General features: G+C 68.7%; 19 protein-coding genes. 12 read left to right on the top strand and 7 right to left on the bottom strand.

Annotated features, from left to right (window positions below):
• Positions 1-125: 125 nt before the first annotated feature.
• From ABT367_RS17360 to ABT367_RS17350, 3 genes are all read left to right on the top strand, one after another.
• On the top strand, positions 126-1,175 hold the full coding sequence (locus ABT367_RS17360; protein WP_352253944.1) for an Rv2578c family radical SAM protein: 1,050 nt from the start codon (positions 126-128) through the stop codon (positions 1,173-1,175).
• A 145-nt stretch (positions 1,176-1,320) separates the two neighbouring features.
• Positions 1,321-2,910, top strand: coding sequence for an alpha/beta hydrolase (locus ABT367_RS17355; protein ID WP_352253943.1), 1,590 nt, complete (start codon positions 1,321-1,323; stop codon positions 2,908-2,910).
• Between the two features lie 89 nt (positions 2,911-2,999).
• Positions 3,000-3,518: a GNAT family N-acetyltransferase gene (locus ABT367_RS17350; protein ID WP_352253942.1), complete on the top strand. Its 519-nt coding sequence runs from the start codon at positions 3,000-3,002 to the stop codon at positions 3,516-3,518.
• Here ABT367_RS17350 and ABT367_RS17345 read toward each other — a convergent pair.
• Both ABT367_RS17345 and ABT367_RS17340 read right to left on the bottom strand, forming a co-directional pair.
• Entirely contained in the window at positions 3,497-3,844 is a 348-nt protein-coding gene (locus ABT367_RS17345; protein ID WP_352253941.1) for an SCO4225 family membrane protein, read from the bottom strand. The two genes, ABT367_RS17350 and ABT367_RS17345, sit on opposite strands and share 22 nt — an antisense overlap.
• Positions 3,845-3,959: 115 nt before the next feature.
• On the bottom strand, positions 3,960-4,541 hold the full coding sequence (locus ABT367_RS17340) for an adenylosuccinate lyase (RefSeq protein ID WP_352253940.1): 582 nt from the start codon (positions 4,539-4,541) through the stop codon (positions 3,960-3,962).
• 401 nt (positions 4,542-4,942) lie between these two features.
• On the opposite strand from ABT367_RS17340, the gene ABT367_RS17335 reads away from it, so the two are divergent.
• The 9 genes from ABT367_RS17335 (at position 4,943) to pssA (ending at position 15,823) form a co-directional block, all read left to right on the top strand.
• Positions 4,943-6,733 carry a 3-hydroxyacyl-CoA dehydrogenase family protein gene (locus tag ABT367_RS17335; protein ID WP_352253939.1) on the top strand — a complete coding sequence of 597 codons (1,791 nt, stop codon included), beginning with the start codon at positions 4,943-4,945 and terminating at the stop codon, positions 6,731-6,733.
• Between the two features lie 73 nt (positions 6,734-6,806).
• The gene (locus ABT367_RS17330) at positions 6,807-7,640 is read left to right on the top strand and encodes a TetR family transcriptional regulator (protein WP_434975482.1); all 834 of its coding nucleotides are present in this window, start codon (positions 6,807-6,809) and stop codon (positions 7,638-7,640) included.
• A gap of 426 nt (positions 7,641-8,066) precedes the next feature.
• On the top strand, positions 8,067-9,404 hold the full coding sequence (ccrA, locus tag ABT367_RS17325; RefSeq protein ID WP_352253937.1) for a crotonyl-CoA carboxylase/reductase: 1,338 nt from the start codon (positions 8,067-8,069) through the stop codon (positions 9,402-9,404).
• Entirely contained in the window at positions 9,404-11,461 is a 2,058-nt protein-coding gene (locus ABT367_RS17320) for a protein meaA (protein WP_352253936.1), read from the top strand. Before ccrA ends, ABT367_RS17320 begins: the two co-directional genes overlap by 1 nt.
• Positions 11,458-12,420: an HpcH/HpaI aldolase/citrate lyase family protein gene (locus tag ABT367_RS17315; protein WP_352253935.1), complete on the top strand. Its 963-nt coding sequence runs from the start codon at positions 11,458-11,460 to the stop codon at positions 12,418-12,420. Before ABT367_RS17320 ends, ABT367_RS17315 begins: the two co-directional genes overlap by 4 nt.
• Before the next feature lie 5 nt (positions 12,421-12,425).
• Positions 12,426-12,929, top strand: a complete 504-nt coding sequence (locus ABT367_RS17310) for a MaoC family dehydratase (protein WP_352253934.1) — start codon at positions 12,426-12,428, stop codon at positions 12,927-12,929.
• 24 nt (positions 12,930-12,953) lie between these two features.
• A complete protein-coding gene (locus ABT367_RS17305) occupies positions 12,954-14,159 on the top strand; it encodes an acyl-CoA dehydrogenase family protein (RefSeq protein WP_352253933.1) in 1,206 nt (401 codons plus the stop codon).
• 169 nt (positions 14,160-14,328) lie between these two features.
• Entirely contained in the window at positions 14,329-14,985 is a 657-nt protein-coding gene (locus ABT367_RS17300) for a phosphatidylserine decarboxylase (RefSeq protein ID WP_165331695.1), read from the top strand.
• Positions 14,986-15,040: 55 nt separating this feature from the next.
• The gene (gene pssA, locus ABT367_RS17295; protein ID WP_165331696.1) at positions 15,041-15,823 is read left to right on the top strand and encodes a CDP-diacylglycerol--serine O-phosphatidyltransferase; all 783 of its coding nucleotides are present in this window, start codon (positions 15,041-15,043) and stop codon (positions 15,821-15,823) included.
• Positions 15,824-16,099: 276 nt separating this feature from the next.
• Here the strand turns inward: pssA and ABT367_RS17290 are convergent, their stop codons facing one another.
• From ABT367_RS17290 to ABT367_RS17270, 5 genes are read right to left on the bottom strand one after another with little or no spacing between them, the layout of a single operon-like run.
• Positions 16,100-17,368: an ABC transporter substrate-binding protein gene (locus ABT367_RS17290; RefSeq protein ID WP_352253932.1), complete on the bottom strand. Its 1,269-nt coding sequence runs from the start codon at positions 17,366-17,368 to the stop codon at positions 16,100-16,102.
• Entirely contained in the window at positions 17,365-18,492 is a 1,128-nt protein-coding gene (locus ABT367_RS17285) for a branched-chain amino acid ABC transporter permease (RefSeq protein ID WP_434975480.1), read from the bottom strand. The genes ABT367_RS17290 and ABT367_RS17285 overlap by 4 nt, the downstream gene beginning before the upstream one ends.
• Positions 18,485-19,375 carry a branched-chain amino acid ABC transporter permease gene (locus tag ABT367_RS17280; RefSeq protein WP_352253931.1) on the bottom strand — a complete coding sequence of 297 codons (891 nt, stop codon included), beginning with the start codon at positions 19,373-19,375 and terminating at the stop codon, positions 18,485-18,487. The genes ABT367_RS17285 and ABT367_RS17280 overlap by 8 nt, the downstream gene beginning before the upstream one ends.
• On the bottom strand, positions 19,372-20,163 hold the full coding sequence (locus ABT367_RS17275) for an ABC transporter ATP-binding protein (protein WP_352253930.1): 792 nt from the start codon (positions 20,161-20,163) through the stop codon (positions 19,372-19,374). Before ABT367_RS17275 ends, ABT367_RS17280 begins: the two co-directional genes overlap by 4 nt.
• The gene (locus ABT367_RS17270) at positions 20,160-20,969 is read right to left on the bottom strand and encodes an ABC transporter ATP-binding protein (RefSeq protein ID WP_352253929.1); all 810 of its coding nucleotides are present in this window, start codon (positions 20,967-20,969) and stop codon (positions 20,160-20,162) included. The genes ABT367_RS17275 and ABT367_RS17270 overlap by 4 nt, the downstream gene beginning before the upstream one ends.
• Between the last annotated feature and the right edge of the window lie 133 nt (positions 20,970-21,102).

The following is a 21,102-nucleotide window of genomic DNA, read 5'->3' as shown; positions in this document are numbered from 1 at the left end:
CGCGGGCCCGACCCGACTGCCCGCGGCACAGAACGCACGCCCCCTTCACAAAGTCCGGCGCACACTGCGCACGATCAAGGGAACATGTGTTCTATTCTGTGGCCCAGTGCAACCGAGGAGGCTCCATGCGCTGGGACAACCTGACCCACGACCGACCGAGGGACGCCGCCCTGTTTGGTGCGGACGCCGTTGTCAGCCGGCAGTTCGACACCCCTGAGTTCGCCGGGATGACCTTCCACGAGATCCGCGCGAAGTCGATCGTGAACCGGGTGCCGGGTGCCTCGCGGATGCCCTTCGAGTGGACGGTGAACCCGTACCGGGGCTGCACCCACGCCTGCGTGTACTGCTTCGCGCGCAAGACGCACAGCTACCTCGACCTCGACACCGGCCTCGGCTTCGACTCGCAGATCGTGGTCAAGGTGAACGCACCCGAGCTGCTGCGCCGCAAGCTCGCCGACCGCCGCTGGCAGGGCGAGCACATCGCGATGGGCACCAACGTCGACTGCTACCAGCGCGCCGAGGGACGCTACCGCCTGATGCCGGGCATCATCTCCGCGCTGCGCGACTACGCGAACCCCTTCTCGATCCTCACCAAGGGCACGCTGATCCTGCGCGACCTCGATCTGCTGCGGCAGGCCGCCGAGGTGACCGAGGTCGGCGTCTCCGTCTCGGTCGGCTTCACCGACCAGACCCTGTGGCGCACCGTCGAACCGGGAACTCCCTCGCCGGAGCGCCGGCTCGACGCCGTACGCACCCTCACCGAGCACGGCATCGGCTGCGGTGTCCTGATGGCCCCGGTCATCCCGTTCCTCGGCGACTCCCCCGAGCAGCTCCGCGCGACCGTACGCGCGATCGCCGCGGCCGGCGCCACCTCCGTCACCCCGCTCGTGCTGCATCTGCGCCCGGGCGCCCGCGAGTGGTTCATGGCCTGGCTCGGACGCCACCACCCTTACCTCGTACGGCGATACGAGCGGTTGTACGCCGAGGGGGCCTACGCACCGAAGTGGTACCAGCGGCGGATCACCCGCCATGTGCACGAACTGGCAACGGAGTTCGGGATCGGCCCGTCATCGGCGGGCAGGGCGCGCCGCATCGAACGGCCCGCGGCGGACCCACTGCCCCGGGTGCCTCAGCAGCCCCTGGCCCAGGAACCGACGCAGCTAACCCTCCTTTGACCGTTTCCCCTCGATTCGGTCAACTCCCAACAGAATCTGTCCTTCCGGGAGTCGTTTCCGGGACGATGCGGCGTGGGCTGTGGCATGCACAGTCCGAAAGCCGGGCCGCGGGCAGCGGTCCGGATCCTCCGCACCGGGAGGTCAGATGAGAAAACGGACAGTGGCATTGTGCGGTGTCGCCGCCGTGGTGGGGGGACTGCTGAGCGCGGTCCCGTCGGCCGCGGGCACGCCGGCGGCCGACCGGGCCCCGACGGCGCGCACCACCCTCAAGTGGAAGGACTGCGCCACCGAGAACTATCCGACGCTGCAGTGCGCCTCGCTCAAGGTTCCGCTCGACCATGCGAAACCGGGTGGCAAGAAGATCACGCTGGCACTCTCGCGGGTGCCGCACACGTCCTCCGCGAAGTCGTACCAGGGACCGCTCCTCGTCAACCCCGGCGGCCCCGGCGGCAGCGGTCTGACGCTGGCCGGATTCGTGGCCGGTTCGCTGCCGAAGAAGGTCGCCGGGACCTACGACGTGATCGGCTTCGATCCGCGCGGCGTCGGTAAGAGCGAGCCCGCGCTGAACTGCCGGCCGGGGCACTTCGCGCCGGTGCGACCGGACACCGTCCCGTCCTCGCACAGCATCGAGCAGGCGAATCTGAAGCGGGCCAAGGCCTTCGCGGACGCCTGCGGCAAGAAGTACGGCTCGCTGCTGCGGTACATCGACACGGTCAGCGCGGTGCGCGACATGGACGCGATCCGGCAGGCGCTCGGCGCCAAGAAGATCAACTACTTCGGCTATTCGTACGGCACTTATCTCGGCGCGGTGTACGCGAAGTTCTACCCGGAGCGGGTGCGCCGTGCGGTCCTGGACTCGATCGTCGATCCGACGGGCGTCTGGTACCGGGACAACATCGACCAGGACTACGCCTTCGACGCCCGTCACAAGGCGTTCTCGGCGTGGGTGGCCAAGCATGACGCCTCGTACAAGCTCGGCAAGGACCCGGCGAAGATCGAGGCCAAGTGGTACGCGATGCGCGCGGCCCTGGCGAAGAAGCCGGCCGGCAAGAAGGTGGGCGCGAGCGAGCTCGAGGACACCTTCATCCCCGGCGGCTACTACAACGGCTACTGGCCGTATCTGGCCGAGGCTTTCGCGGCGTATGTGAACGACAAGGACGACGGTCCGCTGATCGAGGCGTACGAGAACTTCGCCGCCGTCGACTCCGCGGGCGACAATGGATACTCCGTGTACGCGGCGGTGCAGTGCCGGGACGCCTGGTGGCCGCGCGACTGGGGCCAGTGGCGGCACGCCATGTGGAAGGTGCACGACAAGGCCCCGTTCATGGCGTGGAACAACGCCTGGTACAACGCCCCTTGCGCGTTCTGGCCCACGAAGCCGCTGAGCCCGCCGGACGTGTCCAACTCCAAGCTGCCGCCGGTGCTGCTGTTCCAGGCCACGGATGATGCGGCGACCCCGTACGAGGGCGGTCTCGTCGTCCACCGCAAGCTGCACGGATCGAGCCTGGTCGTGGAGCAGGGCGGCGGCAACCACGGGATCACGCTGAGTGGGAACGCGTGCCTGGACAAGTACCTGGCGGATTACCTTGCTTCGGGGAAGGTGCCGCGGGGCAGCGGTGAGGTCGACGCGACCTGTGAGCGGCTGCCGGATCCGGAGCCGGACGCTGCGGCGGCGGCTTCGTCGTCGGGTGGTGGCGGGGCAACCTTGCACGGCTTGCTGGGGTACAGGTCCTGATGGGGTACAGGTCCTGAGGTGAGGGGTGGGGTGCGCCCTGAGGCGTCCCCCACCCGTCCCTGTGGGGACCGGCGTCTTAGGCTGCGCGCATGGATGTACAGATCCGTGAGATGACCAGGGACGACATCGACGCCGTCTCCGAGATCCGTGTGCGCGGATGGCAGTTCGCGTACCGGGGGCTCATGCCGCAGAGTCATCTGGACGCCTTGAGCGCCGAGGAGGACGCGGTCGCACGGCGGAAGTTCTGGGCCGGGCGTCCGCCGGGCGTGGAGGCGCTCGTGGCCGAGCGCGATGGACGGGTGATCGGATTCTCGGGGTTCGGGCCGTCGCGGGACGACGATCTGGCCGAGGGGACATCTCAGGTGTACGCGATCTACGTGCACCCCGACGTGATCGCGTCCGGCGCCGGACGCGCCCTGATGGACGCGACGCTGGAGCGTTGCCGTGCGGCGGGGGCCCGGAGGGTCGCCTTGTGGGTGCTCACCGGGAACCGACGGGCCCGCCGCTTCTACGAACTGGCCGGGTTCTCGGCGGACGGCGCAAGTGCCGCGCACGACACCGACGGTGTGCCTGTGCCCGAAGTACGTTACGTCCGGCGGCTCGACTGATCACGGGGCTCGCCGCCCCTGGTCTCCCACAACCAGCCCATGGCTGCCGACTGCAGCAGAAAGCTCATGACCGCCCAGCCGTAGAAGAGCCAGCCCGTCGCAGCCGGACCGTCGTACACCAGATCCTCCAGCGGGGCGTAGAGGAGGAAGGTCGGCAGGAGGGGCAGCAGAACCGCCCAGTAGCCCGAGACCCAGTCGGCGGGGTCGCCGCCGGTCCATTCATAGACGGCACCGGCCAGGGCGCACGCGGCGATCAGGCCGAGGTACGCCAGGGACAGCGCGTTGGTGACGGTGAGACGCACCAGCCGCCGCAGCAGAGCCTTCATCGCTCCCCCAACCCCCGTACCGGGGCATACAACCCCCGTACGGACAAAGCCAGTACAGCAGGAGGATCAGCTCGTCGTCACGGGGCGATTCGGCCCCGTCGGCGCACGGCGCGGGTCAGCCGTCCGTCATTCTCGCCAGCGCCGCCGTCGCCGCCGCCGCGAGCCGGGGATGCGCGCGGGCCGCCGTCAGGGCGGGGACCGCCCGGGAGTCGGCGAGGGCGCCCAGCCCCTCGACGCAGGCGAGGGCCACCCGCCAGTACGGGTCGGAGGGTGAGGCGAGACGGCGTTCGAGGACCGCGATGAGCGCCGGGGCCGACTCCGGTGCGCGCAGCTCCGTGAGCAGGCGGACCGGGTGCAGGGCGTAGGCGACGCGCAGTTCGTTGGTCGCGAGGGCCGCCGCCGCACGGGCCGTACGGGGGTCGCCGAGCCGGGCCAGCGCGCGGGCGGCGGCCGCGCAGCGCTCGGGTTCACGGTGGTTCAGGAGCAGGACCAGGGGCTCGAAGGACCGTCCGTCGCCGGCCCAGCCCAGCCGCAGTGCGGCGAATTCCCGTGCCCACAAAGGGCGTTGGGGTTCGGTCAGCACGCGGGCGAGCGCGTCATGGTCCTTGCTCGCCCGCAGGCGCTCGTAGGTGGCCGCCCCCTCGTCGCCGGCCTCGAGCCGTAAGCGCTCTGTCACTGATCGCCACTCTTCGTCCATGGTCGCCACCCTAGCGAGCGCCCGCGCACCACCCCTCGCGCCCCCTGCACCGTGAGCCAGACCACAAACTCCAGGGTCTGGCGCGCTCGTTACCCACCGGTTAAGCTCAGACGAGCGGGACACACCCCGTATGTACTCCCGCCGGCCTGGTGACGCAGCCGGCGAGAGCTTGTCGGTTCGGTATATCGCTTGCGACGCGGCCCCGGGACAGGGCCCGTCGACCACCACCGGTCATCGGCGCCTGCCGCCGGTCCGGGTACAGCGCCGGTCCGCGCCCTGCACGGGTCCGGACACCACGACACCAACTCCCGTACGCCCCACGCCTTTTCGCGAGCGCGACCTGGCGAGCGAGCACGCGTACGCCCCTCTTCAGTCGTCACTCACCCTCCCTGGAGTCCGCGATGGACCGTCCCGAACCTTCCTTGCGCACGATCGCCGTCGTCGGCCTCGGCACGATGGGCACCGGAATCGCCGAGGTGCTCGCCCGCGCCGGCCGCGATGTCATCGGCATCGACATCAGCGAGGCCCAGACCGTGCAGGCCGTCGCCGCCCTGGAGGCCTCCACCGCACGTGCCGTGCGGCGCGAGCGGATCACCGACGAGCAGCGGACCGAACTCCTGGGCCGGTTCCGGACGTTCACCGACCTCGGCGCCGCCGCCGACGCCGATCTGGTCATCGAGGTCATCCCCGAGTCGTACGAGCTCAAGAGCCGGCTCTTCCGTGAGCTGGACGCCGTCGTGCGCCCCGACGCCATCCTCGCGACCGGCACCAACGCGCTCTCCGTGACCCGTCTGGCCGCCGAGTCGACCCGGCCCGAGCGCGTCCTCGGCCTGCACTTCTTCAACCCGGCGCCCGCGATGAAGCTGGTCGAGGTCGTCTCGTCGGTGCTCACCGCCCCCGAGGCCGTCGGCGCGGTCACCTCGCTCGCCCACGATCTCGGCAAGGAGCCCGTGTCGGTCGGCGACCGGCCCGGTTTCGTCGCGGACGGACTGCTCTTCGGCTACCTCAACCAGGCCGCTTCGATGTACGAGGCCAAGTACGCCAGCCGCGAGGACATCGACGCCGCGATGCGGCTCGGCTGCGGCCTTCCGATGGGGCCCCTCGCGCTGCTCGACCTGATCGGGATCGACACCGCGCGCACCGTCCTCGACGCCATGTACGCCGAGTCCCACGACCGCCTGCACGCCCCGGCCCCGATCCTCAAGCAGCTCAGCGAGGCCGGTCTGACCGGGCGCAAGGCCGGGCGCGGTTTCTACACGTACGCGCAGCCGGGCAGCACCGAGGTCGTGCGCGACGCGCTGACGCCGCTCGACGACGCTCCCCTCGCCGAGGGCCGCGAGGTGCGCAGCGTCGGTGTCGCGGGCTCGGGCACCATGGCCTCCGGGATCGCCGAGGTCTTCGCCAAGGCCGGCTACACCGTCGTGCTCGCCGCCCGCAGCCAGGAGAAGGCCGAGACCGCCAAGTCCCGTATCGCCAAGTCGCTTTCGCGTTCTGTCGACAAGGGCCGGATGACCGCAGAGGCCCGCGACGAGACGCTCGGCCGGATCACGCCCGCGGGCTCGTACGACGCGTTCGCCGAGGTCGATCTCGCGGTCGAGGCCGTCGCCGAAGACCTGGAGATCAAGCAGCAGCTGTTCGCCGCGCTCGACAAGGTCTGCAAGCCGGGCGCGGTGCTCGCCACCACCACTTCCTCGCTGCCCGTCGTCGCCTGCGCCCGGGCCACCTCGCGGCCGCAGGACGTGATCGGGATGCACTTCTTCAACCCGGCCCCGGCCATGAAGCTGGTCGAGGTGGTGCGCACGGTCCTCACCTCCGACGATGTGCACGCCACGGTCCGCGAGGTCTGCACGAAGATCCGCAAGCACCCGGTGGACTGCGGGGACCGGGCCGGTTTCATCGTGAACGCCCTGCTCTTCCCGTATCTGAACAACGCGATCAAGATGGTCCAGGAGCACTACGCGACCCTCGACGACATCGACGCCGCGATGAAGCTCGGCGGCGGCTATCCGATGGGGCCCTTCGAACTGCTCGACGTCGTCGGCCTCGATGTCTCGCTCGCGATCGAGCGGGTCCTGCACCGCGAGTTCCGCGACCCGGGCCTGGCTCCCGCGCCGCTCCTCGAGCACCTGGTGGCCGCGGGCTGCCTCGGCCGCAAGACCGGTCGCGGCTTCCGCGAATATGCCAGGCGCTGAGCACCGTACGGACTGGGGAGGGCTGCTCGATCCGGCGATCGGCCCTCCCTCGGCGGCGCAGCCCACCGATTCCATGCAGTACGTTCGGACCATGCCCAGTGCCGCCAACACCCCCAGAGCCACCTCCGCGCCCGACGCACCGGAAAGTGCCGCAGGCACCCGCGCCGCCGCCCAGCGGCTGAAGATGCGCAGGGAGCTGGCGGCCGCGGCGATGGAGCTGTTCGCGGCCAAGGGGTACGAGGCGACCACCGTGGACGAGATCGCGGCGCGCGCCGGAGTCGCGCGCCGCACCTTCTTCCGGCACTTCCGGTCCAAGGAAGAGGCGATCTTCCCGGACCACGACGACACCTTGATCCGCGCGGAAGCGGTCCTGAACGCCGCGCCGCCGCACGAGAACCCGCTCGACACGGTGTGCCGCGGCATCAAGGAAGTCATGAAGATGTACGCGGCCTCGCCGGCCGTCTCCATCGAGCGCTACCGCCTCACGCGCGAGGTACCGACCCTGCGCGAACGCGAGATCGCGTCGGTGGCCCGTTACGAGCGGCTCTTCACTCGCTATCTGCTCGGGCATTTCGACGAGCAGGCCCACCACGACGGCGATGACGATCCCCTGCTCGCCGAGGTCGCCGCCTCGGCCGTGGTGACCGCGCACAACCACGTGCTGCGGCGCTGGCTCAGGGCCGGCGGCAAGGGCGAGCTGGAGGCCCAGCTGGACCACGCGTTCTCGATCGTCCGCCGGACCTTCGGCAGCGGGATCCTGGCCGGTCGCTCACCGGCGGGCAGCACGCCCGTGGCGGCGGCGCGCACCGAGGGCGAGGTGCTCGTGACGGTAGCCCGCACCGACGCCCCGCTGGACGAGGTCATGCGCACGATCGAGCGGGCGCTGCGCACTCAGGAAGCGCCCTAACTCGCGAGTAACGTACGCCACATTCCATCGACGGCCACCCCTGCAAAGGGGTGGCCGTCTTCATGTTTCCGCAGGTCAGAGGCGGTTTGGCAGTGAGATTTGATCGATCATCGCTCATCTGAACCCACCTGGTGACACCTGAGAGAAAATGTTGGCACTCGGTGTCTTGCCGACTGGCACGCCGTGCCATAACTTGAAATCAGTCCGGGCGGCCGGCGCATAGAGAACCTCCGTGCGCCGGCTGTCCCCTCAAGTCTCTTGAGCGCCCGGACGCCTGCGTCACAGGCACCTCCCGCGCACACCAACGCGCCGCCACAGCACAGCTCTTGCACAGACGAGCTCAGCAGTCTCCGCCGAACCGACGGCACCACCACAGCAGTTCCTCACCCTCACCCCGACGTACCGCATTTCGCCGGAGGCAACACCGTGAAGGAAATCCTGGACGCGATCCAGTCGCCGGACAGCACCCCGGCCGACTTCGCCGCACTGCGCATCCCCGAGTCGTACCGGGCGATCACCGTGCACAAGGACGAGACCGAGATGTTCGCCGGGCTCGAGACCCGCGAGAAGGACCCGCGCAAGTCGATCCACCTCGACGACGTCCCCGTGCCCGAACTCGGCCCGGGCGAGGCCCTTGTGGCCGTGATGGCCTCTTCGGTGAACTACAACTCGGTGTGGACGTCGATCTTCGAGCCGCTCTCCACCTTCGGCTTCCTCGAGCGCTACGGCCGGGTCTCCGAACTCACCAAGCGGCACGACCTGCCGTACCACGTCATCGGTTCCGACCTCGCGGGTGTCGTCCTGCGCACCGGACCCGGCGTCAACGCCTGGAAGCCGGGCGACGAGGTCGTCGCGCACTGCCTGTCCGTGGAGCTGGAGTCGTCGGACGGCCACAACGACACGATGCTCGACCCCGAGCAGCGCATCTGGGGCTTCGAGACCAACTTCGGCGGCCTCGCGGAGATCGCGCTCGTCAAGTCCAACCAGCTGATGCCGAAGCCCGACCACCTCAGCTGGGAGGAGGCCGCCGCTCCGGGGCTGGTCAACTCCACCGCGTACCGCCAGCTCGTCTCGCGCAACGGCGCGGCGATGAAGCAGGGCGACAACGTGCTGATCTGGGGCGCGAGCGGTGGACTCGGCTCGTACGCCACCCAGTTCGCGCTGGCCGGCGGCGCCAACCCCATCTGTGTGGTCTCCAGCGACCAGAAGGCCGAGATCTGCCGGAGGATGGGCGCCGAGGCGATCATCGACCGCAACGCCGAGGGCTACAAGTTCTGGAAGGACGAGCAGAACCAGGACCCGCGCGAGTGGAAGCGGTTCGGCAAGCGGATCCGTGAACTCACCGGCGGCGAGGACGTGGACATCGTCTTCGAGCACCCGGGCCGCGAGACCTTCGGCGCCTCCGTCTACGTCACGCGCAAGGGCGGCACCATCGTCACCTGCGCCTCGACCTCGGGCTACAACCACGAGTACGACAACCGCTACCTGTGGATGTCCCTGAAGCGCATCATCGGCTCGCACTTCGCCAACTACCGCGAGGCGTGGGAGGCCAACCGTCTGATCGCCAAGGGCAAGATCCACCCGACGCTCTCCAAGGTGTACTCCCTCGAGGACACCGGGCAGGCCGCGTACGACGTGCACCGCAACCTCCACCAGGGCAAGGTCGGTGTGCTCGCGCTCGCGCCGCAGGAGGGCCTCGGTGTACGGGACGAGGAGATGCGCGCCAAGCACCTGGACGCCATCAACCGCTTCCGGGACATCTGATGACGGCGCCTCGAGAGCGGCAGAAGGACCGGCCGTGGCTGATGCGCACGTACGCCGGCCACTCCACCGCCGAGGCCTCCAACGCCCTGTACCGCAACAACCTCGCCAAGGGCCAGACCGGTCTGTCCGTCGCCTTCGATCTGCCCACGCAGACCGGCTACGACCCGGACCACATCCTGGCCCGCGGCGAGGTCGGGCGGGTCGGCGTGCCGGTCTCGCACCTCGGTGACATGCGCCGTCTGTTCCAGGACATCCCCCTGGAGCAGATGAACACCTCGATGACCATCAATGCGACGGCCATGTGGCTGCTCGCGCTCTACCAGGTGGTCGCCGAGGAACAGGGCGCGGACATCGCACAGTTGCAGGGCACGACGCAGAACGACATCGTCAAGGAGTACCTCTCCCGCGGGACGCACGTCTTCCCGCCGGTGCCCTCGCTGCGTCTGACGACCGACATGATCGCCTACACGGTGTCCCACATCCCCAAGTGGAACCCGATCAACATCTGCAGCTACCACCTCCAGGAGGCGGGGGCCACACCGGTCCAGGAGATCGCGTACGCGATGTCCACCGCCATCGCCGTTCTCGATGCCGTACGCGACGCAGGGCAGGTCCCCGAGGAGAAGTTCGGGGATGTCGTCGCCCGTATCTCCTTCTTTGTGAACGCGGGAGTCCGCTTCATCGAGGAGATGTGCAAGATGCGGGCGTTCGGGCGGATCTGGGATCAGATCACGCGCGAGCGGTACGGCATCGAGAACGCCAAACAGCGCAGGTTCCGCTACGGGGTGCAGGTCAACTCCCTCGGCCTGACCGAGGCGCAGCCGGAGAACAACGTCCAGCGCATCGTCCTGGAGATGCTCGCGGTCACCCTCTCCAAGGATGCCCGCGCCCGCGCCGTACAACTCCCGGCCTGGAACGAGGCGTTGGGTCTGCCGCGGCCCTGGGACCAGCAGTGGTCGCTGCGGATCCAGCAGGTGCTCGCGCACGAGAGCGATCTCCTCGAATACGAGGACATCTTCGCGGGCTCGCACGTCATCGAGAAGAAGGTCGACGAGCTGGTCGCCGAGTCGATGGCCGAGATCGAGCGGATCCAGGAGATGGGCGGCGCGATGGCGGCCGTCGAGTCCGGCTACCTCAAGTCGCAGCTGGTCTCCTCGCACGCCGAGCGGCGGGCGCGGATCGAGGGCGGCGAGGAGAAGATCGTCGGCGTCAACATCTACGAGACGACCGAGCCCAACCCGCTCACCGCGGACCTGGACACCGCGATCATGACGGTGGACCACGCGGTCGAGGCCAAGGTCGTCCGGGCGATCGGCGAGTGGCGTACGACCCGTGAGGAGTCCAGCGACCGCCAGGGCCTGGGCGATCCGTTCCACTACCCGACCACCCGGCAGGCGATCGAGCGTCTGAAGGAAGCGGCGGCCGGCACGGAGAACCTGATGGAGGCCACGCTCGAATGCGTCCGCGCCGGGGTCACGACCGGCGAGTGGGCGGGGGCGCTGCGCGAGGTGTTCGGCGAGTTCCGGGCTCCGACGGGCGTCTCCTCGGCGCCGGTCGCGGTCACCGCGGAGGAGGGCTCCCCTCTTGCCCTCGTCCGCGAGAAGGTCCGCCGCACCGGCGAGGAGCTCGGCGGCAAGCTCCGTCTGCTCGTCGGCAAGCCCGGCCTGGACGGGCACTCCAACGGCGCCGAGCAGATCGCCGTACGCGCCCGTGACGCCGGCTTCGAGGTGATCTACCAGGGCATCAGGCTCACACCCGAGCAGATCGTCTCGGCCGCGCTCGCCGAGGACGTGCACTGCGTCGGCCTGTCCATCCTGTCCGGCTCGCACGCCGAGCTCGTACCGGATGTGCTGCGGCGGCTTCGCGAGGCGGGGGCCACCGAGCTGCCCGTCATCGTGGGCGGCATCATTCCCAGCGCCGACGCCGCGCAGTTGAAGGCCGCGGGCGTGGCCGCCGTCTTCACCCCGAAGGACTTCGGTATCACGGAGATCATCGGCCGTATCGTCGACGAGATCCGCACAGCGAACCAGCTCGACCCCTTGGAGGTCCCCGCATGACCCAGGTGAACCGTCTCCGTCCGCGTCGCTCCTGCCTCGCGGTACCGGGTTCCAACCCCCGCTTCCTGGAGAAGGCCCAGGGCCTCCCCGCCGACCAGGTCTTCCTCGACCTGGAGGACGCGTGTGCGCCGCTCGCCAAGCCCGAGGCGCGCCACACCATCGTCAAGTTCCTCAACGAGGGCGACTGGACGGGCAAGACGCGGGTCGTGCGCGTCAACGACTGGACGACGGAGTGGACGTACCGCGATGTCGTCACCGTCGTCGAGGGCGCCGGCCAGAACCTCGACTGCATCATGCTGCCGAAGGTCCAGACGGCCGAGCAGATCGTCTCACTGGATCTGCTGCTCACCCAGATCGAGAAGACGATGGGCTTCGAGGTCGGCAAGATCGGCATCGAGGCGCAGATCGAGAACGCGCGCGGCCTCAACAACGTCAACGCGATCGCGGAGGCCTCCCCGCGCGTCGAGACGATCATCTTCGGCCCGGCCGACTTCATGGCCTCGATCAACATGAAGTCCCTGGTCGTGGGCGAGCAGCCGCCCGGCTACGACGCGGACGCGTACCACTACATCCTGATGAAGATCCTGATGGCGGCCCGCGCCAACGACCTCCAGGCGATCGACGGCCCCTACCTGCAGATCCGCAACGTGGACGGCTACCGCGAGGTCGCGGGGCGCGCCGCCGCGCTCGGCTTCGACGGCAAGTGGGTCCTTCACCCCGGCCAGGTGGAGGCGTCCAACGAGATCTTCTCGCCCTCGCAGGAGGACTTCGACCACGCCGAACTCATCCTGGACGCGTACGAGTACTACACGTCCGAGGCCGGCGGGAAGAAGGGCTCGGCGATGCTCGGCGACGAGATGATCGACGAGGCGAGCCGGAAGATGGCGCTCGTCATCTCCGGGAAGGGACGCGCGGCCGGAATGCGGCGCACGTCGAAGTTCGAAGCCCCGGAGGCGTAAGCACCATGCAGTTCGGCCGCACCTACGAAGAGTTCGAGATCGGCGCCGTCTACAAGCACTGGCCCGGAAAGACGGTCACCGAGTACGACGACCACCTCTTCTGTCTGCTCACCATGAACCACCACCCGCTCCACATGGACGCGAACTATGCGGAGCAGACGACGGACTTCGGCAAGAACGTCGTCGTCGGCAATTACATCTACTCGCTCCTGCTCGGCATGTCCGTCCCGGACGTCTCCGGCAAGGCGATCGCCAACCTGGAGGTCGAGTCGCTCAAGCACGTGGCGCCGACCTTCCACGGCGACACGATCTACGGCGAGACCACCGTCCTCGACAAGACGCCTTCGAAGTCGAAGAGCGACCGCGGAATCGTCTACGTCGAGACCAAGGGCTACAAGCAGGACGGCACCCTCGTCTGCGTCTTCCGCCGCAAGGTCATGGTCCCCACCGAGACGTACATCAAGGAGCGCGGCGGCGAGCAGCCCGGCCGCCCGACCCCTTCTCTCTAACTGCTAGCAGGAGCGCTGAGACTCATGGCCCGACTCGCCCAGACCGCCGGACTGACGGACATCCAGCAGGAAATCCTGTCCACCGTACGGGACTTCGTGGACAAAGAGATCATTCCGGTCGCCACCGAGCTCGAGCACCGCGACGAGTACCCGCAGGACATCGTCGACGGGCTCAAGGAGTTGGGCCTGTTCGGCCTGATGATCCCCGAGGAGTACGGGGGCCTGGGCGAGTCGCTGCTCACGTACGCGCTCTGCGTGGAGGAGATCGCGCGCGGCTGGATGTCCGTGTCCGGGATCATCAACACGCACTTCATCGTGGCGTACATGCTCAAGCAGCACGGCACACAGGAGCAGAGGGACCACTTCCTGCCGCGCATGGCGGCCGGCGAGGTCCGTGGCGCGTTCTCGATGTCCGAACCCGGTCTCGGCTCCGATGTGTCGGCGATCACGTCGAAGGCGGTCAAGGACGGCGACGAGTACGTCCTGAACGGCCAGAAGATGTGGTTGACCAATGGCGGAACGTCGACTTTGGTCGCCGTTCTCGTACGAAGTGACGAAGGACACCCCGAGGGCACCCCGGCCCATAAGTCGATGACGACCTTCTTGATCGAAAAGGAGCCGGGATTCGGCGAGGTCCGACCGGGTCTGACCATTCCGGGAAAGATCGACAAGATGGGTTACAAGGGGGTCGACACCACCGAACTCATCATGGACGGCCTGCGAATTCCGGCCAATCGCGTCCTGGGTGGTGAGACGGGCCGCGGTTTTTACCAAATGATGGACGGGGTCGAGGTCGGCCGCGTGAATGTCGCAGCGCGTGGCTGCGGCGTCGCACAACGTGCTTTCGAACTCGGCGTCTCGTACGCCCAGCAACGCCACACTTTCGGGAAGCCGATCGCCCACCACCAGGCGATTCAGTTCAAGCTGGCCGAAATGGCCACCAAGGTCGAAGCCGCGCATGCGATGATGGTGAATGCAGCACGCAAAAAGGACACAGGCGAGCGAAACGACCTCGAAGCAGGGATGGCGAAGTACCTCGCCTCCGAGTACTGCAAGGAAGTCGTGGAGGACGCGTTCCGTATCCACGGTGGGTACGGGTTCTCCAAGGAGTACGAGATCGAGCGTCTCTACCGCGAAGCCCCGATGCTGCTGATCGGTGAAGGTACCGCCGAGATCCAGAAAATGATCATTGGTCGAAGGCTGCTCGAGGAATATCGAGTTCAGGGCTGAACGTCCCCTTTGGGGCGGTTCGTCAAGGGCGAAGATCACACCCTGTGAGCGCTGTTCGGCCTCCGACTCGGCTTCCTGGCTTGCCCAGTTGCGGTGCGCAACCGCTACCATCCCGGGAAAGCCGCCGTCCCCCGTCACAGCGCGGCATCATCCGCTACGAAGGTCATCCATGCCCCACAGCCAGAACTCTGCACCAAGCGACAGCCGCCGCGGCGTACGCCTTGCTCGCGGAGCGTCGCCGTGGCTTCTGCCGACCGTCGCCACCGCAGCTCTCAGCCTCGTCCGCTCGCGCCGCTCCGGCGCCGCGAAGGCCGTCGCCGTACCCGCCACCGCTCTGGCGGCGGGCATGCTGTGGTTCTTCCGCGACCCCGAGCGCGAGATCGCTCAGGGCCGGGTCATCTCCCCGGCCGACGGTGTGGTGCAGAGCATCATGCCGTGGAAGGACGGGCGCACCCGCGTCGCGATCTTCATGAGCCCGTTGAACGTGCACGTCAACCGCGCGCCCCTGGCGGGCACGGTGACGTCGGTCGAGCACATTCCCGGTGGATTCGTCCCGGCGTTCAACAAGGAGAGCGAGAACAACGAGCGCGTTGTCTGGCACTTCGACACCGAGCTCGGCGACATCGAGATGGTCCAGATCGCGGGAGCGGTCGCCCGTCGCATCGTGCCGTACGTGCCGCAGGGCACCAAGGTCGAGCAGGGCGAGCGCATCGGTCTGATCCGCTTCGGCTCGCGCGTGGACATCTACCTGCCCGAGGGCATCGAGGTGGATGTGGAAGTGGGGCAGAAGACCGTGGCTGGGGTGACTCGCATTGACCGTGGTTGATCCTGATACACAGGCCGGCTGGGTCCCGGAAGCCGAGGAGGACGACGAGGAGGAAATGCCTCTGTCGCTCCGCCTCTCAATAGCGGACACCCTCACCCTCGGGAACGCCACCTGCGGGTTCATGGCGGTGTACTTCACCACCACCGGCATCCTCATCCCGCACTTCACGGGCAGTGAAGAAGTGGGCATGGCACAGCGCAGCGCGGCCACGGCCGTGATCCTGATGCTGTGTGCCGCCGTCTTCGACCTGTTCGACGGCCTTGTGGCGCGCAAGCTGCGTTCCTCGCCGATGGGCGCCGAGCTGGACAACCTCTCGGACCTGATCAGCTTCGGTCTCGCGCCCGCGTACTTCGTGCTCGTCTACGGCATGGTGACGGACGGCGCCCACCAGAAGGTGGCCGCGGTCGGGGCGATCGTGGTGCTGTTGGCGGTGGTGCTGCGGCTTGCGCGGTTCTCGTGCGTCACGGTGAAGGACGGCACCTTCCAGGGCATGCCTTCCCCGTTCGGCGCGCTGACGGTCGTCTCGATCGTGCTCCTGGAGCTGCCGTTCGTCGCGACGCTGCTCGCGGTCGCCGGTACGGCCTGGCTGATGGTCTCGCGGGTCGAGTACCCGAAGCCGCGTGGCCGCCTGGCTGTCGCGATGCTGTCGTGGATCGTGCTCAGCATGGGTCTGCTGGCGGCGTGGGCGTTCGACGCTCCCGGTGGCCAGCTGCTGCTGCAGACCGGCTGTGCGCTCCAGCTGGTGCTCGGCGCGGTCATCCCGCTGTTCGCCACGGCCCGCCGGGTGAACAACTTCCGGGACAACCGGAGGGAAGCGCGGGCGGCGCAGCTGCCTTAGTCCTCGTTACGTGACGAAGGGCCCCAACCGTTTCGGTTGGGGCCCTTCGCGCTGGGCGACCGTCGGAGGCGGCGTAGCCGTATGTGCCGCGCCCACCCTCCCCCAAGCTCTCAACTGCGTTCGAGCAGGGGGACCCCCATCGCCCTGCGGCACGACTGCCCGCGGTGGGGAGGGGGAGGCCCCGGCGGCCCTGCCGTCCCCGCAGAGCTCCGTCCAGGAGCGCGTATGAGGGGCCCGGACCGAATCGGTCCGGGCCCCTCATACGTTCAGAACGGGTCAGGAGCGCTTGAAGCCCTGCGCGGCCTCGGAGACCTCGGCCTCGCGGACCACCGAGGAGCCGCCCTTCGCGGCCTTGTCCGGCTTGATGATGACGCTCTCCAGGGACGAGGGCGCGTTCGGGTCCGTGAAGTTGTGGACGCCGAAGCCCGCGTCCCAGTCCTTGATGGTCAGGAGCGCCTTGTCGACGCCCTCACGCGTGAGGTCCTTCTTCTCGCAGGCCCGCTTGAGCGCCTCGCCCATGGTCGTGGCGGCGGTCCAGCCCGCCACGACGCCGTTGTCCAGGGCGTCCTTCGGGTACGCGGCCGCATAGTCCCCGGCCAGCTTGCTCGGGCCCTCGGCGTCGTCGCCGATCGGCAGCGAAGGCGTCGACACGAAGTACATCGCCTCCAGGGCGGGCGCCGCCTGGGTGGCGAGCAGCTGCGGGGCGTACGCGGAGTTGTTGCCGATGATCGGCACCTTCATGCCGCCGGCCGCAGCGACGCCTACGAGCGAAGCCGCCTGGCGCGGGCCCGCGCTGATCACGATGGCCTTGACGCCGGCCTTCTTGAGCGCGGCGACCTGCGCGGTCATGTCGTTGTCGGTCGGCTTGATCTTCTGCTCGACGATGGTCAGATCGTTCTGCTCGGCCATGTACTTCGAGCCGGAGAGCGCGTTCTCGCCGTAGTCGCCCTCGAAGTAGACATGACCGATCTTGTCGCCCTTCTTGAGGCCCTTCTCCTTCATCAGGAAGTCGATCGCGTTGATCGTCTCGATGTCGTACGTGGAGCCGAGGACGCGCACGTACGGGGAGCCGAGCAGCGAGGCCGACCATGCCTGCGGAAGCACCAGGGGCTTGTCCGCGTCGATGCGCTGCTTGACGGACGCGACGAACGGCGAACCGATGAACTGGGCGAAGCCGAGCACCTCCGGTTCCAGCTCCGTGTAGCCCGCGACGGCCTTCTGCGGGTCGTACCCGTGGTCCCGAACCGTCAGTTCCAGTTTGCGACCACAAATGCCGCCGGCGGCGTTGGTCTGCTTCACGTAGAGCTGCTGGGCCTGGGTGACGCTCTTACCCAGCGTGGCGTACACACCGGTCATATCGGTCAGAGCACCGAGCTTGATCGTCTTGTCGGTGACCCCCACACCGGTCTTCACACCCCCGGCGCCCGCCTTGCCGTCGTCCTTGTCCTTCGCCTTGGAGCTGCAGCCCGCAGCTCCCGCGATGGCCAGGACCGCGGCGATCGCCGCCGCCGTGGCCTTCCTCCTGTGTGCACGCGCTGTTGTCATCGGTCGTTCCCTTCAGAGCCGGAGGGTTCCCCTGGTGTTGCTTTCGAACGCCGGGCGGCGAGGCGGACAAGTCCGCCCGGCAGGAAGAGGACGACGGCCACGAGGGCCGCGCCGTAGAGGTACTTCGCGGCCTCGCCCGGACTGACTCCGCCGGTGCCGGCGTCGTTGACCAGGGGCAGAGAGTCGCTGTAGCGGGTGAGGATCTGGGGCAGCAAGGACACGAAGACCGCGCCGACGACGGCACCGGAGACCGAACCGAGGCCGCCGATCACGATCATGGCGAGATATTCGAGCGAGAGGACCATGCCGAAGTACTCGGGCACGGTGCGCTGGAAGACCATGGCGAGCAGGACGCCCGCCAGGCCCGCGTACATGGACGACAGGACGAAGACCGCGGCCCGGTAGCGGGCGACGGGCACCCCCATCACGCCGGCCGCGATCTGGTGGTCGCGGATCGCGTTCATGGCGCGTCCCGGACGGCCGCGCAGCACTCCGCGGGCGAACAGGGCGCCGGCGACGAGCAGCACGAGCCCCAGGTACCAGAGCTTCTCCGAGGCTCCGAACGGCACGCCGGCGACGAGCAGTTCGCTGTCGTCGAAGTGCAGACCGAAGACGTTGAGCGACGGTACGTCGCGGCCGTTGAAGCCACCGGTCAGATCGTGCGCGTTGAAGAGCACGTGCTGGCCGATGAAGATCAGCGCGAGGGTGGCGATACCGAGGTACGCGCCGCGCAGCCGGCCCGCGATGGGGCTGAAGACGCCGCCGGCGATACCCGCGAGCCCGACGGCGAGGATCATCGCGATCCCGGTCGGCAGGCCGAGACCGGTGAGGCCGTCGTCTCCGTTCCCGGCGAAGGCGCAGTAGCCGTACGCGCCCACGGCGAGGAAGAAGGCATGGCCCATGGAGAGCTGGCCGGTGGCGCCGGTCAGCAGGTTGAGGCCGATCGCGCCGATGGCCGCGGCCATCGCGAACAGGCCCGCCTGCAGCCAGAACCGCTCCAGGTAGAACGGCAGCACGAGCAGCAGGACGCAGCCCGCGATCCATACGTACACCCGTGGGCCGGGCAGTTTCCGCTTGGGTGCCACCGGCACCTCGGGGGCCGGCTTGGTCAGGACGTCAGACACGGGCGAGCTCCTTCGTACCGAACAGGCCTGCGGGGCGGACGAGGAGGATCGCGACCATGACGAGATACGGCGCGAGTTCGCCGAGTCCCCGTCCCAGGAAGGTGAGATCGCTCTGGTAGCCGGTCGCGAGCGACTCGGTGACCCCGACGATCAGTCCGCCGACCAGGGCGCCCGTGGTGGAGTCGAGGCCGCCGAGGATCGCCGCGGGGAACGCCTTCAGGGCGGCGAGCGACGTGGCGCGTTCGAGGCCGGGCGTCGGGAACACGGTGAGGAACAGCGCGGCCACGGCGGCGAGTCCGCCCGCCACCGCCCAGGCGCCGAGCGATACCCGGCCCAGGCGGATGCCCATCAGGGCGGCGGTCTCCGCGTTCTCGGCGGCGGCGCGCATCGCCACGCCCCACGAGGTGTAGCGGAACGCGAGCAGGAACGCCGTGATCAGCAGTCCGGCCGCCAGGAACGCGGCGATCCGGGTGTGCGCGATCGTCACCGGGCCGATCTGCAGGAGCGAGTCGCCCCACGGGTCGCCGACCGCGAGCACATCGGTGCCGATACGGCGGGTCAGATCGGTGACGAGCAGGATGTCGACACCGATCGTGGCGATCGCGAGGACGCTGTGGTCCTTGCCCCGGTAGCGCCGCATCACCAGGAACTCGATCGCGGCGCCCACCAGGGCCGCGCCCGCGATGCCGACGATCAGGGCCGGCCAGAAGCCGATGTCCTCGTGGAGTACGGCGGTGACATAGCCGCCCGCCAACAGCAGTGAGGCGTGCGCGAAGTTGACCACCTCGGTGGCCTTGAAGATGACCACGAAACCCAGCGCGATCAGGGCGTACACGGAGCCCATCGAGACGCCGTTGAGCAGGAGTTCGATGAAGGTGGTCATGACGCGGTCTCCTCGCTCTGGCCGAGGTAGGCGCGTACCACTGCCGGATCGTTCTGTACGTCGGCGGGCGTGCCGTCGGCTATGCGCCTGCCGAAGTCGAGGACGGTCACCGAGTCGGCGAGCCGCATGACCATGCCCATGTCGTGCTCCACGAGGACGATCGAGATACCGAGGCTGTCGCGTACACCCGCGATCACCCCCGCCGTGCGCCGCCGCTCGTCGGCGGTCATCCCGGCCACCGGCTCGTCGAGCAGCAGGAGTTGAGGTTCCATGCACAGAGCGCGGGCGAGTTCGGCGAGCTTCTGGAGGCCGTACGGGAGAGAGCCCGCGGGCTTGGCGAGGTGCTCCTCGATGCCGACGAACGCGGCGATCTCCCGCACCCGTTCGCGGTGCCGCACCTCTTCGCGTACGGCGGACCGCAGCCGCAGACCCGAGGCCACGAAGCCGGTACGGGTGAGGCGGTGGCGGCCGAGCAGCAGCGAGTCAGCGACCGTGGCGAGCGGGGGAAGGGCCAGGTTCTGGAAGGTGCGGGCGATGCCCAACGCGGCGATACGGTGCGGAGGTTCGCCGGTCAGTTCCTGCTCGCCGAAGCGGACGCTGCCGGAGGTGGCCCGGTAGACGCCCGACAGGACGTTGAAGCAGGTGGACTTGCCCGCGCCGTTGGGCCCGATGACCGCGTGCACGGTGCCGGGCGCCACCGTGAAGTCGACGGCGTCGAGTGCGGTGAGGCCGGCGAACTTGACGGTCAGGGCGCGTACTTCGAGTGCGGGGACCGCGGGGGCGCTCATCGGCTGTCCTCCCAGCGTGCGAGGACCGGATGCTTGGCGGCCGCCTGTGAGGCGTCGGCCGCGGCGTCCTCGTCGACGACGCCGAGATAGCGGCGGCGCACCTCGTCCGATGCGACGAGTTCGTCGGCGTTGCCGGAGAGGGTGACTTCGCCGACCTCCAGGACGTACGCGGTCTTCGCCAGCTTGAGCGCGAGGGCGGCGTTCTGTTCGACCAACAGGACCGAGACCCCTTGGGAGTTGATCTCTCGGATGGTGTCGGCGATCCGGGTCGCCATCATCGGCGCGAGTCCGAGCGAGGGCTCGTCGAGCAGCAGCAGCTTCGGCTCGGCCATCAGCGCACGGCCGACCGCGAGCATCTGCTGCTCGCCGCCGGAGAGCAGGCCGGCGCGCTGGTGGGCGCGGTCGGCGAGCACCGGGAACAGTTCGTGGACGCGGCGCATCGCGGCGGACTTCGCCCCGCGGTCGCCGCGGGAACCGAGTGCGCCGGCGCGCAGATTGTCCTCGACGGTCATCCGCGCGAACACCTGCCGCCCCTCGGGCACTTGGCAGATCCCCTGGGCGACGATCCGGTCTGCTCCTTGCGCATGTACGGGCTTTCCGTCGAACTGCACCGTCCCGGTGGCGGAGCCGCCGTGGAAGGCGAGAGTGCGGGAGATGGCGCGCAGCAGCGTCGACTTCCCTGCGCCGTTGCCGCCGAGCACGGTGACGACACCGCCCTCGGGTACGTCGAGCGAGACCGAGCGCAGGGCACGCACGGGTCCGTAGGACGCCGACAGGTCGCGCACGGTAAGTGCGGCACCTTGCATGGCTCCCCTTTCAGAGGCGGGCCCGTCCAGGGCGACGCGGTTTGGGGTCGGCACAGAATCAGCACCGACCAGCCGGTATGTCTACGGGTCAGTAATGAAACGTTGCCCATGACCAGGCGAGGCGCCCGGCCGT

The organism is Streptomyces mesophilus, from assembly GCF_040300965.1.
Classification (GTDB): Bacteria; Actinomycetota; Actinomycetes; order Streptomycetales; family Streptomycetaceae; genus Streptomyces; species Streptomyces mesophilus_A.
The sequence above is the reverse complement of the archived record's forward strand: the minus strand, read 5'-3'. Positions and strand labels throughout refer to the sequence as shown.